Annotated in this window: 13 protein-coding genes; 4 read left to right on the top strand and 9 right to left on the bottom strand. The window is 67.3% G+C overall.

The features are described 5' to 3' along the window. The first annotated feature begins 52 nt into the window (after nt 1–52). The 3 genes from rfbA (at nt 53) to SCMU_RS12960 (ending at nt 5,129) form a co-directional block, all read left to right on the top strand. Nucleotides 53–916: a glucose-1-phosphate thymidylyltransferase RfbA gene (rfbA, locus tag SCMU_RS12950; RefSeq protein WP_229229544.1), complete on the top strand. Its 864-nt coding sequence runs from the start codon at nt 53–55 to the stop codon at nt 914–916. Between the two features lie 149 nt (nt 917–1,065). Further along, a complete protein-coding gene (locus SCMU_RS12955) occupies nt 1,066–3,672 on the top strand; it encodes a GH25 family lysozyme (RefSeq protein WP_229229545.1) in 2,607 nt (868 codons plus the stop codon). A 113-nt stretch (nt 3,673–3,785) separates the two neighbouring features. Beyond that, entirely contained in the window at nt 3,786–5,129 is a 1,344-nt protein-coding gene (locus SCMU_RS12960; protein WP_229229546.1) for a hypothetical protein, read from the top strand. Between the two features lie 89 nt (nt 5,130–5,218). On the opposite strand, the gene SCMU_RS12965 is transcribed toward SCMU_RS12960, so the two are convergent. Beyond that, nucleotides 5,219–5,761 carry a hypothetical protein gene (locus SCMU_RS12965; RefSeq protein WP_229229547.1) on the bottom strand — a complete coding sequence of 181 codons (543 nt, stop codon included), beginning with the start codon at nt 5,759–5,761 and terminating at the stop codon, nt 5,219–5,221. Between the two features lie 106 nt (nt 5,762–5,867). Continuing rightward, entirely contained in the window at nt 5,868–6,647 is a 780-nt protein-coding gene (locus tag SCMU_RS12970) for an Rv1352/Rv1906c domain-containing protein (protein ID WP_229229548.1), read from the bottom strand. A 411-nt stretch (nt 6,648–7,058) separates the two neighbouring features. Between SCMU_RS12970 and SCMU_RS12975 the strand changes: the two genes are divergently transcribed. Further along, nucleotides 7,059–9,749: a chitobiase/beta-hexosaminidase C-terminal domain-containing protein gene (locus tag SCMU_RS12975; RefSeq protein ID WP_229229549.1), complete on the top strand. Its 2,691-nt coding sequence runs from the start codon at nt 7,059–7,061 to the stop codon at nt 9,747–9,749. A gap of 113 nt (nt 9,750–9,862) precedes the next feature. Here SCMU_RS12975 and SCMU_RS12980 read toward each other — a convergent pair whose 3' ends face one another. From SCMU_RS12980 to glf, 7 genes are all read right to left on the bottom strand, one after another. Further along, nucleotides 9,863–10,825, bottom strand: a complete 963-nt coding sequence (locus SCMU_RS12980) for a glycosyltransferase family 2 protein (RefSeq protein WP_229229550.1) — start codon at nt 10,823–10,825, stop codon at nt 9,863–9,865. A gap of 3 nt (nt 10,826–10,828) precedes the next feature. Further along, nucleotides 10,829–11,290: a GtrA family protein gene (locus SCMU_RS12985; protein ID WP_229229551.1), complete on the bottom strand. Its 462-nt coding sequence runs from the start codon at nt 11,288–11,290 to the stop codon at nt 10,829–10,831. Beyond that, nucleotides 11,290–13,434, bottom strand: coding sequence for a DUF6541 family protein (locus SCMU_RS12990; RefSeq protein ID WP_229229552.1), 2,145 nt, complete (start codon nt 13,432–13,434; stop codon nt 11,290–11,292). The genes SCMU_RS12985 and SCMU_RS12990 overlap by 1 nt, the downstream gene beginning before the upstream one ends. A gap of 73 nt (nt 13,435–13,507) precedes the next feature. After that, nucleotides 13,508–14,239 carry an ABC transporter ATP-binding protein gene (locus SCMU_RS12995; protein ID WP_229229553.1) on the bottom strand — a complete coding sequence of 244 codons (732 nt, stop codon included), beginning with the start codon at nt 14,237–14,239 and terminating at the stop codon, nt 13,508–13,510. Next, nucleotides 14,239–15,096, bottom strand: a complete 858-nt coding sequence (locus SCMU_RS13000) for an ABC transporter permease (RefSeq protein ID WP_229229554.1) — start codon at nt 15,094–15,096, stop codon at nt 14,239–14,241. The genes SCMU_RS12995 and SCMU_RS13000 overlap by 1 nt, the downstream gene beginning before the upstream one ends. Continuing rightward, nucleotides 15,093–17,102, bottom strand: coding sequence for a glycosyltransferase (locus tag SCMU_RS13005; protein ID WP_229229555.1), 2,010 nt, complete (start codon nt 17,100–17,102; stop codon nt 15,093–15,095). The genes SCMU_RS13000 and SCMU_RS13005 overlap by 4 nt, the downstream gene beginning before the upstream one ends. Beyond that, the gene (gene glf, locus SCMU_RS13010; protein WP_229229556.1) at nt 17,102–18,289 is read right to left on the bottom strand and encodes a UDP-galactopyranose mutase; all 1,188 of its coding nucleotides are present in this window, start codon (nt 18,287–18,289) and stop codon (nt 17,102–17,104) included. Before glf ends, SCMU_RS13005 begins: the two co-directional genes overlap by 1 nt. Between the last annotated feature and the right edge of the window lie 46 nt (nt 18,290–18,335).

The raw sequence follows: 18,335 nt of genomic DNA on the forward strand, positions 1-18,335 counted from the left end.
CGCGAATCTATCGGGTTGGGGAACTCGGGCCCTAACGGCGAAGATGGCAGTCATGAAGGGAATCATCCTGGCAGGGGGCACAGGGTCGCGGCTCCACCCCATCACGCTCGGCGTCAGCAAGCAGCTTGTCCCCGTCTACGACAAGCCCATGATCTACTACCCGCTCTCGACCCTGCTGCTGGCAGGGATCCGGGACATCCTTGTCATCACGACGCCGGGCGACGCCGCGCACTTCCACCGGCTCCTCGGGGACGGGAGCCGGTTCGGCATCTCGATCACCTACGTCCAGCAGCCCTCCCCCGACGGCCTCGCCCAGGCCTTCATCCTCGGCGAGGACCACATCGGCTCCGACACGGTGGCCCTCGTGCTGGGCGACAACATCTTCTACGGCCCGGGCATGGGCCGTCAGCTGCGCCGACACCACGACATCTCCGGCGCTGCTGTCTTCGGCTACTGGGTCAAGGACCCCAGCGCGTACGGCGTCGTCGAGTTCGACGATGCCGGCCGCGCCATCTCGCTCGAGGAGAAGCCCGCAGAGCCCAAGAGCAACTACGCCGTGCCCGGGCTGTACTTCTACGACAACGACGTCGTCGAGATCGCCAAGGGACTGGCCCCCTCCCCCCGCGGCGAACTCGAGATCACCGACGTCAACCGCACATACCTCGAAGCCGGCACCCTCCAGGTCGAGGTCCTCCCCCGCGGCACGGCGTGGCTGGACACGGGCACGTTCGCGGACCTCAACGACGCCTCCAACTTCATCCGCACGGTCGAGAACCGACAGGGCCTGAAGATAGGCGCCCCCGAGGAGATCGCCTGGCGGTTGGGATTCCTCACCGACGACGAACTCCGCATCCGCGCCCAGGACCTCGCCAAGAGCGGCTACGGAGCGTACCTGATGGGACTGCTGGGAGACTAGACCCGTCAACTCGGAATTCCCAAGAGTCACAGGATTTGCTCCATTATCATCAATAACTTCACTCTCGCAATTCACATCAGCACCATGTGTGTTACGCTCCCCAAGCGCAACAGGAGTCCTGCACTCTCTTAAGCTCTTGGAGATATGCCATGCTGCTCACAACCTTGACCGGCCGCCGCGCCCGCTTGGCGCCAGCCGCAGCCATCAGTGCATTGCTCGCTGCAGGCTTTGTGCTCGGACAGCCGGCCCATGCGGATTCCGGGCAGACGCCGGCACCCAGCCCGAGCAGCAGCTCGACGGGTGCACCAGCAGCGGGAACCACCATCAGCGGGCCTGTGCTCGATGAGCTGAGGAAGCAGATGGGCGCCGCTGGGGCCACGATGGGCCAGGGGCTTAAGAGGATCCAGGCGGGGAAGTCCCCGACGTCGAAGGTCCCGCAGACGCTCAAGACAGCGACGGATCCCGAAGCTCTCCCCTCTCAGAGCAGCACGGCAGTAGCCCGTGGGTTCTCCGGCGGCGCGGCGCAGATAATCCCCGCCGCCGTCAGCGCAGCCGTCCCAGCGGCAGGGAACTGGACTCCATCGGGCGGCGTACAGGGCATGGACGTGAGCGCGTGGCAGTCCTCTTCGTCCGGCGGCACGGATGTTGACTGGCAGCAGCAGTGGAATCTCGGGGCACGTTTCGTCTACATCAAGGCCACCGAGGGCACCACATACAAGAGCGCCGCCTTCAACGACCAGTACATCGGCGCCACCAACGTGGGGATGATCCGCGGTGGGTACCACTTTGCTCTGCCTTCGACCTCCTCGGGCGCGGTGCAGGCCAATTACTTCGTGGACAACGGCGGCGGCTGGTCCTCAGACGGCATCACCCTCCCGCCCCTGCTCGACATCGAATACAACCCTTACAGCTCCCTGGGCAACACGTGCTACAACATGTCTGCCGACCAGATGGTCGCTTGGATCCAGGACTTCTCCAACACGATCCAGGCCCGCGTCGGCCGCCCGCCGATGATCTACACGACGACGGACTGGTGGCAGACGTGCACGGGCAACAGTGCCGCCTTCAGCAACAATCCGCTCCACATCGCTGCTTACAACGAAGTCGGGCCGGGCACGCTCCCCGCCAGCTGGGACTTCTATTCGATCTGGCAGTACAGCAGCAGCGGCCCCTTCCAAGGTGACTCCAACCAGTGGAACGGCAGTGCTGACGCGCTGACGAAGTTCGCCCGCGGGGACGCGCCGTCGACGCCGCCCGCGAACCCCTCCCTGCACCTCGGGGACCTCGTCCGGGTCGACACGGCCGGCAATGTCATTGCCTATCCCGCAGACGGAAAGGGCGGCGCCGGCAACGGCGTGCAGCTCGCGTCGGGATGGACCAACCTCACGGCGGTCTACGTCACGGACTGGAATCAGGACGGCATCGCCGACCTCCTGACCCAGTGGGCCGACGGCACTGTCCAGGTCCAGCCGGGCCTGTCGGCCGGCGGATTCGGAGCACCCGTCACCGTGGGCAACGGCTGGCAGGGCCTCTCCATCACTGTCGGGCCATGGAACGCCTCGAACCGCTTCCCAGGCGTTGTTGCGAAGGACACGCAGGGCAGGCTCCTGTACTTCGCCAATGCCTCCGGCGGCCACCTAGACAACGGCGTGCAGGTCGGCTCGGGCTTCTCCCAGCTCGAGATCAGCATGCTTGACTTCGATGGGGACGGGAACCAGGACATCCTTGCCCGCGCCCCGGACGGCACGATGTCGGTGTTCCGTGGCAACGGCCAGGGCGGGTTCTCCAGCGGCGCCGGAACAGCGGTGGGCAGTGGCTGGAACCAGATGACGGATGTCGCCGCGTCCACCGGATTCCTCGGGGCTTCCAGCCGAGGCCTCCTGGCCCGCAACGCCCAGGGCAATGTGTACTACTACCCCGTATCGAACGGCTCGTGGGGGGCACGCTCCCAGGTCGGGTCGGCTTGGTACGCGGGAATGCTCGGCGGTACGCCGGCAAGGCTCGTCGGCAGTGGGCAGGTCCGCGCCGCGGACGTGGTGGCCGCAGACTCCTCCGGGAACCTCCTGCGGTATCCGGCGTCGGGCGGTTCCTCACTCGGCGCCCGCCAGACCATCGGTTCCGGCTGGTCCGGCCTGGTCCGCGGATTCGTCGCGGACTGGAACGGCGACGGCGTCCAGGACCTCCTCGCGCAGTGGAACGACGGCAGCCTCAGGCTCCTCCCCGGCTTGGCGAGCGGAGGATTCGGAGCAGCGACGACGATCGGCACCGGCCTGACGGGGTGGCAGCTGACGGTGGGCCGCTGGAAGGCCGCCGATCCACTGCCGAGCCTCGTCGGGGTGGCCCCGGACGGGACGCTGAACTACATCGCCAACCAGAACGGCACCGCCTTGGCGGCTCCGGTCCGCATCGGCACAGGCTGGCAGGGCCTGAGCATCATGCAGCTCGACTTCGACCAAGACGGCGCGCAGGACATCGAGGCGATCAACTCCGCGGGGGCGATGCTCCTCTACCGGTCTACCGGCACCGGCACGTTCGTCCAGGAGCAGCCGCCAACAGTGGGCACCGGATGGCAGGCCGTCCCGTGGGCGGCGCCGGTCCGAGGGTTCGCGGGCGGCAACTCGGTGGGGCTGTACGCCGAGACGTCCGACGGCGGCCTCCGCTACTACCCGATCGGGCCCGCCGGGGCCTGGGGTACTCCTTCTACCATCGGCTCGGGCTGGACGCCGTACTCTGTCTTCACCACCGTCGGATCATAGCCGGGGCGACCCCCTCCGTGGTCTAATGAAGCTGGTCTCATCAGTTGGTACCGCGGGGGGAACGGGTTCATGGGGTGGACTCTCCTCCTTACGAGGTGAGTTGAGGAGAAGCCGTGGCCTTCACCGTGGCGACAGCCAAGAACAAGATCACGCCGACCATGGCGACCAACCCCTATCTGGCTGGCTACGGCTCGGCTGACGGCGGCCGCACAGTCTCGACGAACACGCCCTACGAGCCGCTCTACTGCCGGGCCGTGGTGATCCGCGAGAACGGCAACCCGAACCTCATCCTGAGCGCAGACATCCTCGCCCTCCCGCGGTCGATGCACCAGCGCATCCGCGCGCGGATCCTTGCCCTTGCCTCGTGGGACACCTCGGACATCATGCTCCAGTCCACCCACACGCACAACGGACCGGTGCTCATCGACACGCTCCAGCCGTTCATGGCCTACGGGCTCGCGGAGATGGATGAGGTGCGCAGCTACAGCTCGTGGCTCGAGGACATGATGGTCAAGACCGCCCAGGACGCGCTCAATGCCTCCCAGACGTCCGTCACCCTCGACTACAAGGTCGGGACCCAGACCTTCGCGGTCAATCGGGCCGGGCTGCCCTACGTCGAGCGGGACGTGCCGATCCTCGTGGCGCGCAAGTCCAACGGGTCCCCGGCCGCAGTGATCTTCGGCTACGGCTGCCACCCGGTCGCTGCCGGCGACCAGGACCAGTACGACGGCGACTACCCGTCCCGGGCCTGCAACTACGTCGAGAGCAACCTCGGTGCGTTCGCCCTGTTCCTCCAAGGCCCGGGGGGCGACCAGAACCCGGCGAATGCCCCATCGTGGGCACTGCGGGACCAGGACGGCAACGCCCTCGGTTCCACGGTGGTGAGCGCGGCACGGTCGGCCGGCCGCGCCCTCACCGGCCCGATCACCACGAAGTACCAGGAGGTCCAGCTCCCCTTCGACATAGACACCTCAGCCGGGAACCTCGCCGTCGTGCGCGGGTACTACGCCCGCAGGCTCCCCAACCCGAACGGGCAGCCGGCATGGTACGCGCGGCACGCACAGGTGATGATGGCGCGTATCGACAGCGGCAACGTGGCCTCCGGCATGCCCTCGCCGTTCCAAGTCTGGACGATCGGGGGCTCGACTCCGCTGAAGATGGCCTTCATCGGCGGCGAGCTCGTGAGCGGCTACGCGGTGTACTTCCGAGCCCGTTACGGCGGCAGCAACGCCCTGTGGATCGGCGGCTACGCCAACGAGTCGTGCGCCTACATCCCCTCGAACGAGTTCCTTCCCCCGAACATGCCGGCGGGCTCCTACGAGGGCGGCTGGGAACCGGATTTCGCAGGCCTTGCCGGAGGCAGCATGACCGTGTACGGCCACATCGCCCACTTCAAGGCTGGGACGAACGGGGTTGAGACGACACTCATCAACGCGCTGACCTCGATGCTCGCCTGACCATCAAGGTGGGCCCCAGGGCCCGGACGGACGGTCCGGCACTGGGGCCCACCTCGATGCATCGCGCCGCCGATGGGTCGCCGCATCGACTACGTGGCCGGGGCCCCCGTGGAAGGCATGCCCTCCGCGATCCACCGGGTCATGACGGCCGCCTGCGGCGCGGTGGGGGCCATGACCAGCGCCCCGTCTACGATCGGCCTGCCGACGGCCGTCAGGCCAGCGTAGACCGTGCGCTGGTCGATCCGGGTGCAGGCAGCCACGATGTCGAGGCAGATCTTCGTGCGGGCGCCCTTGGCCCCCGAAGCGATCGCCGCGTCGACCGCGGCGTTCTCCCTGTCGGTGAGGCTGTTCGGCGTGGGCCCGTTGAACTTGACCTTGTAGGCGACGGTCTGAAGGTACCGCGTCTGCGCCCACACGGCTTCGAGGCTGAAGACGTCAGGCAAATTGGTGCCGTCGAGCAGTGTCGGGGTGAAGGCGTACCTCGCGAGGGGCAGGCGCCGCCCCCGGCTGTCCTTCCGGTCATTCTTGCGGCTCGCGGGAGCCCCAGGCGTGTTCTGCGGACCTGGGGACGGAGTGGGCGCGCCCTGCGCGACCGATCCCGTAGCGGCCAGCCCGGCAGCCACTGTGCCCACGATCCCCAGCTTGATGACAGTCCTACGACGAACCTTCACTCTTCCCCCCGACGCTGTCCAACGCTCCCCAGCTGGCGCCTAAGTGAGGCAGGTCCATGTGGGCCTGCTAGAACATCTTCCACCAGATACCGCATTTGTCACTAGTGAAGACGGTCCCTGAGGTCAAAGCTACGCCCGCGAGGGCCGCGGTGGGGCCGCCCGAGGCGAGCACCGCACCGTTGGCCGAGCCGACCGAGAAACGGCACGCCTCGCCGGGCGCAGCGACGGGCGCGTAGGTACCGGCGGCAGCGTCCTTGCCCACCGTGTGGGTGCCGTCGCCGAACCGCTCCCCCGCCGCCCACGCGGCCATGATCTTCGCCTGCGGTGCATCCGGGCACAGGTCCCGGGCGGCCTGCAGCTGGGCCGGCGTCTGGCCGGCGAAGCCGTCCGGCCCCGCCTCGTCGGAGATCCGAGTGCAGAGCCGCAGGAGCCCTGTGAGGGTGTCGAGCTGGCCCGAAGCGTCACGAGGGCCTCCGGCAGTCGCGACGGCCTGGGCCTCGGCATCGGTGGGGACGAACGGCTCGGGCCCAACGTAGGTGACAGTGCACGAAGAGATCCGCGTGTAGTTCCCGTCCGCCCAGATGAGGTTCAGGCCATAGGAGCTGATGTCGGGTGCTCCCGTGACGATCGAGCACCGGTAGAGGAACCGGTCGTCGTCCGTCGCGTCCCCCGTCGGGGCGGCGGTCGCGGTGGGAGCGGCGGTCTCGCCGGACGACGGTCCGGAGGCGGTCGCCGTCGTGCTTGCGCTCGGGCTCGCATTCGGCGCCTGCGCCGTGCATCCCACTGCGCAGCCCGCGAGCAGGGCGAAGGCTGCCCCCCACCTCACCGTAGGCCTCATGGTGCCCATGGTCCCCCCTCCTTGCGCCGGACCCCAAAGTGCCGCGGCGTTCGGGCACCATGCTGGCGAGCGCGCCCCGGCCCGGTCAAATCCGCCCGCACCGGTCCCGGGCGCGCAGGACCCCATGGCCATTGGCGATGCCGTGGTAGCGCCGGGTTTGTGACACAAGGGCCCTGTTCCATGCGGCCCCTATGGTGCAACATGTCTTATGGGACCCGCCCGGGTCTCGTTCGACGCATGCGGCGCTGGGGAGCATCCGACTGTGCGGGGGGAAATGCTGTGGCAGTTGGCCAGTTGTTAAGGACACGGTCAGGCAGGGCGATCGCCTCTGCAGGTGCGGCGCTTGCGCTCGCAGCGTCCGTCGTGGTCGGTGCCGTGGTAGCGCCGGCAGCGTCGGCGGACCAGGCGAAGCAGACGTTCGTGACGGGACTGACGCAGGCCGAGGGGACCATTGTGGACCCGGCAGGCGCGGTGTGGGTGGCCGATGCCAAGGCCGGCTTCTGCCGGGTGCAGCCGCCCTCGGGCACCACCCCTGGCCGGATCGACAACCCGCTCACGTCCACGGACACGGCCCCGGTGACATGCCTGGGCGGCTCACTGGCCAAGCACAACGACGGTCCCACGGTGCCCGGCGCTCCCGCGTTCGTCGATCCGACGCCCGGCCAGCCGAACAGCGGCGACGAGCTCGCCTTCGTCCCCGACTCGACGCCGGGATCCTCTGACGTTGTCCGGGCACTCTGGAATCCCGACACGGAGCTCTTCGAGTACTACGACCGCCTGCAGGTCCTGGACGGCGACTTGCGCCCCAACTCCGCGGCCACGGGCCCTGACGGCAACGTCTACCTGAGCTTTGCCCGTGCGCGGGTGATCATGCGCCTCACGTACCCGGACATCCAGCACCCGAGCGTCGAGACGCTGGCCTCGGCAGCGGGACCGGTCAAGGCCGTCGCCGCCGCGCAGAGCGGCAACAACGTGATCGTGTACGTTGCAGAGGCGAACGGCATCACGAAGTTCACGGCTCCTCCCGAGGAGACCCTGACCAACCTCACGCCGTCCTCGGCGTTCAACGTCAAGGCGAACGCGCTCTTCGTGGACCCTGCAACCAACACGCTCTACGCAGGCACCGCGTCGGGGACCACCTCGCTTGACGCGGGCAAGGACATCGTCGCCAAGATCACCCTGTCCAACGGAACCGTGGACACCCAGTGGGCGACGGGCTTCTCCATGGTCACGGGCCTGGGGATGCTCTCCGGCCAGGTCCTCGCGATGGACGACAAGGGACTCATCACCAGCGGGACCCCGTCCGGACAGGGCATCATGTACCGCCTGACCGCTGGCCCGACCGTGGCCGTGACGGGCGGCCCCACCCTGGCCAACGGCCAGCAGGCCCCCAACCCGCCGGCCACGAACAACCCGCGGCCGACCTTCACCGTCGCCTCGACCCCGGCCGGGGCAGCCCTCCAGTGCGCGATCACCCAGGGGACGGCGACTCCGACATGGGCGGACTGCACGTCCGGGACGTTCACGCCGCCCTCCGCGCTCGCCGATGGCGCCTACACCTTCCGCGTCCAGGCAACGGCAAGCGGCGCCACCGCCACGCGTGACGTCACCGTCGACACCGTCGCGCCCACCGTCACGGCAACTCCGGCGGCGGGCACGTATGGCTCCGGACAGACGATCTCGCTCGCGGCCAACGAGACCGGCGCGTCGATCTACTACACGACGGATGGCTCCACGCCCACGACGTCCAGCACGAAGTACACCGCTCCCATCCCGATGGCGTCGATGACGCTGAAGTACATCGGGGTCGACCTGGCCACGAACGCCTCGGCGGTCGCGAGCCAGACCTACACCCTGGACAGCACGGCACCCGTCGTGTCGGCCTCGCCTGCCCCCGGCGTCGTGAACGCCGGAACCCAGGTGACCCTGACGTCGAGCAAGCCGGGCACCATCTACTACACGACGGACGGCAGCACCCCGACCACGTCGTCGACGAAGTACACCGGCCCCATCACGCTGAATACGTCGACAACGATCAAGGCGATCGCCGTGGACTCGGTGGGCAACACGTCCGCCGTGGCCACCTTCACCTACAGCGTCAATGATGGTGTTGCGCCGGTGATCACCGCCTCGCCGCAGGGCGGCCAATACGCCTCCGGCACGCAGATCACCCTCTCGTCGAACAAGCCGAACACGACGATCTACTACACCACCGACGGCAGCACGCCGACGACGTCGAGCACCACCTACTCGAGCCCGTTGTCCCTCACGGCGAACATGACGCTGAAGTACTTCGGCGTCGACCAGTTCGGCAATGCGTCGGCCGTGGCGACCCAGACCTACACGGTCACGACGGCGCCCTCTGGCTGGCGCGACTTCACGAACGACGGCAAGAACGACGTCTTCGCGTACGACTCGAGCGGCACCGGTTGGGTCTACCCGGGCAACGGCAGCGGCAGCTGGCTGAACCGCGTGGCGGCCGGAACCGGGTGGAACAGCTACACTCTCGTGACCGCCAGCCAGGACCTCAACGGCGACGGTGTCAGCGACGTCGTCGCCCGCGACTCCTCCAACACGCTGTGGCTCTTCCGGGGCAACGGCTCCGGGGGGTGGAACGCGCGCGTGCAGCTCGCCACAGGGCTCAGCTCGATCAACCTGATCGTCGGGGCCGGAGACTTCAACGGCGACAAGAAGACCGACCTCATCATGCGGGACACGAGCGGCAACCTGTGGCTCTACCCGGGCAACGGCACCGGCGGCCTCGGCACCCGCACCCAGCTCGGCCAGGGCTGGGACGCCATGAACGCGATTGTCAGCACCGGCGACTTCAACGGCGGCGGCGCCAACGATCTCATCGCGCGGGACACGAGCGGCAACCTGTGGCTCTACCCGGGCAACGGCAGCGGTGGATTCAACGCCCGCACCCAGATCGGCCAAGGCTGGACCGGCTACACCATCGTGGGCATCGGGGACTTCAACGGCGACAAGAAGCCCGATCTCCTCGGTCGGGACTCCAACGGGAACCTGTGGCTCTACCCTGGGACCGGCACGGGCGGGTTCACCAGCCGCAGCCAAGTCGGATGGGGCTGGAACGGCTACACCCTCCCCTAGCCCGGAACCTCTGGCGAGACCAGAAGGGGAGGGCCCCATGCGCTCGGCGCATGGGGCCCTCCCCTTCTGGTCTCGCGTCTCCCGACGGGATCCTACGACCAGTACAGCCTGTACTAGGAGGCGGGCTCCGGCTGGAGCTTGCGCATTGTGGGCTGGTTCGGGCTCCCCTGGATATCCAGCTGCAGCGACATCAGCAGCATCTGGACGCCCAGCATGAAGGGCACGGCGGCGAGCAGCACGGATCCGGCCGTGGGCGAACCCACGGAGGCGAGCAGCACCCAGATGCCGATTCCGACGCCGAAGACAATGAGGACGAGCCCGAAGATCAGCAGGAGTGCCACGGCCGAGAAGGACCACACCATGTACTTCCACCAGACGCGGCGCCAGAAGCCGCCGAAGAGCATCTGGAGAAGCTCCGGAATGACCCTGCTGAGCTTGATGCTGGACACCTCGGCGCCGTACACGGCCGGGATCGGTACGTCGCAGATCGGCACATCGAGGATGTTGAGGTGGATCAGGAGGTCGTTCTCGAAGCTGTACCGCTCGGCCACCTTGTCGAGGGGAAGCCGGCGGAGCACCTCCGTGCGGATCGCCGTGTAGCCATTCTGCGGATCGAAGATGTGCCAGTACCCCGAGGCCAGCTTGGTCATGAAGGAGAGCACGATGTTGCCGAAGATTCGGTAGCCCGGCATCCCGGCAAACGACTCGCCGGAGAAGAAGCGGTTCGCCTTCGCGAAGCCGTACCCGTCGACGACGGGGTCGAGCAGCTGCGGAAGGTAGTCAGGGTCCATCTGCGCGTCCCCGGCCATGACGACGTTGATGTCGGCCCCGAGATCCATCGCCGCCTTGTGCGCTGTGAGGATTGCCCCGCCGACGCCCTTGTTGACCTCGTGCCGGATGAGCGTGACCCGAGGATCGCCCACGGCGCGCACGGCCCCCGAGGTGTCATCGGGGCTGCAGTCGTCGACGATCACGATGTGGTCGACGAACTCAGGCATCGTCTGGATCACCTGCGCGATGTGGAGCTCCTCCTTGTAGGCGGGCACCACCGCGGCGACTCGTACTCCTCGGTACATCCGTTATCCTTCGTTGTTCGTCGTCGTTGCCTGAGGCTGATCGATCTCGCCAGCCGGGGCCTTGGGCTTCTTCTGCTGGGGGAAGACCCAGTGCTTGTAGATGAAGTAGTTCCATCCGGTCGTCACCACGGTCGCAATCACCTTACCGACTACGTAGCCCGCACCGACGAATTGGAAGAACTCGACGATGCCCATCACTGCGAGGGTGTTGACCACGAGGAGGCCGGAATAGCGGAGCACACCTGAGAGGTTGCTCCCGCCGTGGTTGAACGAGAAGTACTTCTGGAGGAAGTAGTTGAAGAAGAAGCTTCCCCAGAAGCCTGCCCCCGTCGCGAGCCACAGGGGCGTTCCGAAGATCTGGAAGAACAGGGCGAGGAGGCCGAGGTCAACCAGGAAGCTGAACCCACCGATCAACAGGTAGCGGAACAGGCTCGTGTGCAGGAATGCCTTGACCCGTGCGATCATCAGCAGATCCTCCCCAAGGGTGCAATCCCGTCGGGATCGGTGTTGAGCATGACGCCGGGCACGTTCCCGTTGCCGAAGTCCTTGCGGAGCACGTTGTCGGCGTCGAATGCGGCCCGGCCGCCGGGCAACTGGCTCCAGTCGATCTTGTACAGGGCCGCGTTCCCGTCCCTGACCACAAGCTTCATGAACGGAATGCTGTCGGGGTGGGTCAGGCCGGGCTTGGCCTCGTCCCATGCACGGATGGTCCCGCTCGCGATGTACACCCACTCGATGCCGAGCTCGGAGGCTGCCTTGCGCACCGCGGGATCCGTAGCCAGATCAGGGAGCTTCTGCAGCACGAGGAGCTGCCGGTTGGTGGGCAGGATCTCGAAGTGGCGGATCATCGGCATCCGGTCGCCCAGCGCGTACATCCACACGGAGCCGTCGCAGGAGTCGTTCAGGACCGTCGCGTCCTTGGGCACGTACTGGCCGATCGTCGTGAGCAGATGGACCTCGGACGAGCTGAGCGTGGCGCCGTCGACCTTCGTGTTGATGCCGATGCGACCCGCGTTCTCGGCAAAGTACGGCCGGGCGCCGACGCCTGCCGCGAGGAGCACGACCACCGCGGTCACGGCGACCACAGCGTTCCGCCGCCCACCCGCCTGGGCGCGGGACGCCGTCGTGCGCCGCGCCGCCACGAAACGCACGACCCACTCGACGGCCTCTCCGATCTGGGCCACGCCAAGCCCCGCGAGCGGAATGAGGAGCATGACCAGGATGCCGAAGATCCGCCACTGGTCGTCGTAGAACGGCGCCGTGAGGGTGAGCAGCTGGGGGGCGTTCGTGCCCATCGTGTAGACCGAGAGGAACGCGAACGCGAGGACCGGGCCCAGATACCACCACATGCGCATCCGCGCGACCATCGCGATGCAGCCGATTCCCACGAGGACCGACAGGATGACCTGCGGCATGGAGCCGTGATGCAGGAGGAGGATGTTCTCCACCGCGCCGACCTTGTCGGTGTCCGCGGCCCAGACCTGCTTCGAGACACGGTTGGCCTCCTTGAGCATGTCAAGGACGATGCCCGCGCCGAGGACCGCGCCAAGAATGCCGGCGAGCGCCAGGTAGCCGATGACGACCAGGGACTTCAGGCGCCGCCGGAGGATGACCGGGATGAGCCAGAACACGAGCACGGGCGCCACCACGAAGGCAAGCGATGGATGCACCCCGATCAGGGCAACGGCGCCGAAGGCGATGGCCGGGAGCCACCACCAGCGGCGCTCGAGCGACCCGCGGGCGGCGAGCAGGCAGAACGGGCCCGCCAGCACCATGCCCGCGAAGAACGGGATGAGCGGACCGCGCCACAGCAGGTCGAACGGGAAGACCGTGAACCAGCCCGACACGACCGCAACGGCCGCGAGGGCCACGGGACGCCGCGTCAGCAGCGACGTGAGCGCGACGGCGCTCAGGGGAAGCTGGACCGCCATCAGGACGGCGACGAAGATGTTCAGGAAGACCGGGATGCTGACGCCGCTGAACGGCCAGACGAGCGCGAGCAACGCATGGAAGGCGATGGGGTAGCTGCGGATCGGCGCGTCGGCGATGGTCGTGTCGTAGTACGCGAAGTTCCCGGCGAGCGAAGGATCCCACGAATGTGTCTCCGCGATGAGCCTGACCATGTTCGCGTGCCAGGGGATGTCCCAGTCCTGGTTGATCCCCTGGAGTCCCTCGGTGCCGACCGTCCACGTGGCCGCGGCGATGACACCGCCGACGACGACGCCGGCGATGACCAGCAGCCAGGCACCGCGGAAGGCCCACTTGCCGAAGAAGCCGCCCGACGCCTCGCGCTCGGCGTCGCTTCCCTCGCCAGAGCGACGCCTGCCGGTCTCGCCGGTGCGCTTACGGAACCGGCCCAAGAGCATGCGGGCAACGAACAGGATGGCCGCGAGGACCACGGTCACGACCGCCACTGAGATCGGGTCCCAGGACATGCCCAGGACGTGGCCCGCCGAGCCGATGCTCGACAGCGCCCCGACACCGATCAGCGGTGCCGCCGCCGGCAGGTAGAGCCGGCGGACACCCAGTGCCTCACCGATCAGCCAGCCCGGCCCCCACCATACGAGGATGACGAGGGCGACGCTGATCGCAAGGGATCCGATGTCCATGGGCGAGGAGGCCTTTCAGTGAGGCGCGGTCGACGGGAAGGGGTGTGGGCCGGTGGCAGGGGCCGGTGACGGGTCACTGCCTCGCGCGCAGGAATCCGACGGCTTCCTCCGCGGCACCGTCGAAGGCGACGTTGCCCCGCTCCAGGACGATGCCCCGGCTGCAGATGCGCGAGACCATGTCGAGGTCGTGGCTGACCACCACGAGCGTCTTGCCCTCGTCCGCGAGCTGGTGGATCCGATCGAGGCACTTTCGCTGGAACGGCTCGTCGCCGACCGCGAGGATCTCATCGACCAGGAAGATGTCCGGATCAGTGTGGACGGCGACGGCGAAGGCGAGCCGCAGGAACATGCCGGACGAGTAGAACTTCACTTCCGTGTCGATGAACTGCTCGATCTCCGAGAACGCCACGATGTCATCGAACTTCGCGTCGATCTCCGCCTCGCTCATGCCCAGGATCGCGGCGTTGAGGTAGACGTTCTCGCGGCCCGTGAGATCCGGGTGGAAGCCGGCCCCGACCTCGATGAGGCCCGCGACTCGGCCCAAGGTTCCGACCACACCCTGATCCGGGAGCATGACGCCCGAGATGAGCTTGAGGAGCGTCGACTTGCCAGAGCCGTTGAAGCCGAGCAGGGCCACGGTCTCGCCGCTCTCGATGTCGAACGAGACGTTGTTCAGCGCATTGAACTTCTTGGAGAGGTCGCCCTTGCGGCCCTTCAGAAGCCAGACAATCGTCTCCTTGAGCGAATGCGTGTGCCTGAGGTTGAAGGTCTTGCTCAGGTCCTTGACCTTGATCGCTGTCGGCATCAGACCTCCTGGGCGAAGCGGCCCTCGAGCCGCCGGAAGACGAGCTGGCCGACGAGGAGGAACACGGCGGACATGACCAGGCCTGCGAGGCCTGTGAGCAGCAGGTGCGGCGGGAGCTCCACGGGACGGTCCACCGTCGGGTACCAGAACGCCCAGTGGAACATCTCGACAGCCACGGTGACCGGATTGAGCTGGTACAGCACGAACAGCCAGTCCGGCGCGATCCGACGGAGCATCGTCCAGTCGTAGAGCACGGGCGAGACCCACGTGACCATCATCATGAGCATGTCGACGATGTTCTCGGAGTCCCGGAAGAACACGTTGACCGCGCCGGCCAGGAGCCCGAGGCCGGTCGCCGTGACCGCGACGATGATGAACCCCACCACGGCCCCGGCCAGCTGGAGTGCATCAGGATGCCAGCCGACGAAGAGCCCAGCCGCGAGCAGGACCACGATCTGTGGGAGGAAGTGGATCGCCGCCACCCACACCGAAGCGACGGGGAAGAGCTCCCGAGGCAGGTAGATCTTCTTCACGAGAGGGGCGTTCCACACGACCGAGCGCGTCGCGTTGGAGAACGCCTCGGTGAAGAAGTTCACCACGATGACGCCGGAGAACATGTAGAGGGCGTAATTCGGGATCTGGTCCCCCACCCGCAGCACGAGGCCGAGGGCTATGAACAGCACCACGTACTGCACGAGCGGCTTGACGTAGGACCACGCGAGCCCGAGCACTGACCCGCGGTACCGGACGCGCAGCTCCTTGCGGACGATCAGCTTCAGGAGGAAACGACGGCGGAACACGTCCAGGAGGCCCGCGCCGACCCCCGGGACGTCGTACCCTTCGAGGCGCTGCGTCATTTCTCCGTGCCGGGGGACGTCGCCTCGAACGTCGCCTTCCAGGCCTCCATGGACGTGATCTGCGGCAGCGCCGCGCGGAACTGGGCGCGCAGCTTCTCCCAGTTGGCGAACAGCTGGCCGTGGAGCGCCAGGCTGTCGGCGAGCAGCCGGCGGGCCTCCTTGGGGTCACGCCGGTACCACGATGCCCCGGTGCCGTCAGCGTTGGAGACGACCGCGCTGTCGAGGTGCGCGAGGCTCCACCACTTGCCGTCCTGGTGGGCGACCTGGGCCTCCGGATGGTCCTTCGCGTCGGCCCGCACCGGCATGAGCGTCTGCTTGACGACCGTCTTGACGGCCCACGGCAGGAGCGCGATCGTGCTCGGCTGCGCATAGCTCTGCGGCTTCTTCGGCGGCTTCTTGCGGAAGGGCGCCGGGAAGGCGGACGGGTCCGTCTTGACCTGCGAGTCGGAGAACTCCCCTCGCATGGACCGCAGCTGCGGCATGGTGACCGGCAGCTGCTCATGCAGGACCTCGGGACCGGCGAGCACATCGCGCAGGGCCATGATGCGGGCCTGCTCTGGGTAGTACTGCATCGAGACGAGGTGCTTGACGTCGGTGTTGAGGCTCTCGCGGAAGATCCGGCCGCCCTTGGCGTACGGCGAGTGCAGGAGCGCCGCGATGAGTCGGTTGCGCTCGTGGTAATACGCCTGCCAGTCGACCGAGTCGTCCTTGTCTGCCCACGAGACGTGCCAGACGGCCGCACCCGGGAGCGTCACCGTCGGGAAGCCGGCGGAGCGCGCGCGCAGCGAGTACTCGGCGTCGTCCCACTTGATGAAGACCGGGAGCGAGAGCCCGATCTCCTCAATCACCCTCCGCGGGATGAGGCACATCCACCAGCCGTTGTAGTCCACGTCCCACCGGCGATGCAGGAGCGGCGAGGTGCGCAGGCCCTCGGCCGAGAAGTCATGGTTGCTCAGGCCCTCGATGGGTCCCCAGAGGAACCGGAAGGGATTGACGACCTCGGCGAATGCGTGGAGGACGGACTTGTTGTACATGTCGAACATGTGGCCGCCGACGATCGTGGGCGTGCGGCACAGGTCCGCGAAGGCGACCGCGCGCATGATGCCCTCGGTCTCGATGTTGATGTCGTCGTCGAGCAGCATCACGTAGTCGCTCTTGCCGCCCGAGACAACCTCGTACATGTTCCGGGCGAATCCACCGGAGCCGCCCAGGTTGCCCTGGTTGATGATGCGCAGCTGTCCGCCCATCTCCGCCGCCACGGCATCGAACCCGTCCTGGTCGGCGACCTTCTGGGTCCCCTGGTCGACGATGATGAGCTCGTCCAGGATCTCGCGCACGCCGGAGTCCGCGGCCACGGCCTTGATGGTCTCGAGGCAGTAGTCGGCACGGTTGAACGTCGTCACCCCGAGGCTCACGCGCCCGTGCGGCCTGCCGCCGTCGGGAACAGACCACTCGGCCTGGGTGAGGGTCATCCCGGAGGCGCCGGCGATGAGGTCGAACCAGTACCATCCGCCATCACCGAACGGCGCGAGCGTGAGATCGAACGTGAGCGCCGACTGGCCGGTCACGAGGCTGGCGTCCACGCGCTGCGAGGAGCCTCGTGCATTCGAGCGGTAGACGACGACGGTGCCCTCGCCTTCCGTGGCCACGCTCAGGACGGCGCGGTCCGCGACCGTCCAGCGCCGCCAGTAGCTCGCCGGGAAGGCATTGAAGTACGAGCCGAACGAGAGGCGCTCGCCCGGCCGGACACGCACCGAGCGGCGGTCGAGGATGTCCTGCGGGTGGAGCTGGCGGCCGGTGGCAACGGCCTGGCCGGTGCCCGTCCCACGCGCCGTCTGGGCGGCGCTGCCGATTCGCCGAATGTCGGGGTCGACGTACAGCGGAAGCGTGTCGAGGTCTCGCGTGGTCGGGAAGACGACCCGCTGGACCACGCGGAGGCCCGCTGCCGGGTCGGGGCGGGCGGACTGTGTGGCGGCAGTCGGTGTCACCGTGTTGCTCGTCGTCATCAGGCGTCCACTCCTCCGCTTTCGAGGGCCGCGCCCCCGCTGAAATGCGGCTTGATCTTGTTCTCGTACATGGACAGGGCGGAGCCGATCGCCATGTGCATGTCGAGGTATTTGTACGTGCCGAGGCGCCCGCCGAACAGGACGTCGCGCTCGCCCTTGGCGAGGTCGCGGTAGGCCAGCAGCTTGGTGCGGTCGGCCTCGGTGTTGATCGGGTAGTACGGCTCGTCGCCCTTCTGGGCGAAGCGGGAGAACTCGCGCATGATGACCGTCTTCTCGGTCTGGTAGCCACGCTCCGGGTGGAAGTGCCGCGGCTCGATGATCCGCGTGAACGGAACGTCCGGGTCGTTGTAGTTCACGACCGAGGTCCCCTGGAAGTCACCCGTGGGGAGGACCTCCTCCTCGAAGTCGATCGTGCGCCACGAAAGGTCGCCCTCGGTGTAGTCGAAGTAGCGGTCCACGGGCCCCGTGTAGATCACCGGGACGTTGCCGACGACGTTGCCCTTGCTCAGCGGCTGGGACTCGTCGAAGAAGTCCGTGCTGAGCTCGACCGTGATGTTCGGGTGGTCCGCCATCCGCTCGATCCACGCGGTGTACCCCTGCGTGGGCAGGCCCTCGTAGGTGTCGTTGAAGTACCGGTTGTCGTACGTGTAGCGCACGGGAAGGCGCGAGATGATCCCGGCGGGCAGGTCCTTCGGATCGGTCTGCCACTGCTTGCCGGTGTAGTGCTTGATGAAGGCCTCGTAGAGCGGGCGCCCGATGAGCTGGATGCCCTTGTCATTGAGGTTCTGCGGGTCCGTGTCCGCAAGCTCGCCGGCCTGCTCTGCGATCAGCGCGCGGGCCTCTGCCGGCGTGTAGTTGGCACGGAAGAACTGGTTGATCGTGCCGAGGTTGATGGGCAGCGGGAAGACCTCGCCCTTGTGCACGCCGTAGACGCGGTGCACGTAGTTCGTGAAGGTGGTGAACCGATTGACGTAGTCCCACACCTTCTCGTTCGACGTGTGGAAGAGGTGCGCACCATAGCGGTGCACCTCGATCCCGGTCTGCTCCTCGGTCTCGCTGTACGCGTTTCCACCGATGTGGTGGCGCCGGTCGATCACGGCGACTTTGAGGCCCAGCTCGCTGGCTGCCCTCTCTGCCACGGTGAGGCCGAAGAATCCGGAACCGACGACGACGAGGTCTGCAGTCAAGATCACTCCTGTTGTTAGGCAAGGTAGCGGGCCGCGAGCGCTCGTG

It is taken from the genome of Sinomonas cyclohexanicum (assembly GCF_020886775.1).
Lineage (GTDB): Bacteria > Actinomycetota > Actinomycetes > Actinomycetales > Micrococcaceae > Sinomonas > Sinomonas cyclohexanicum.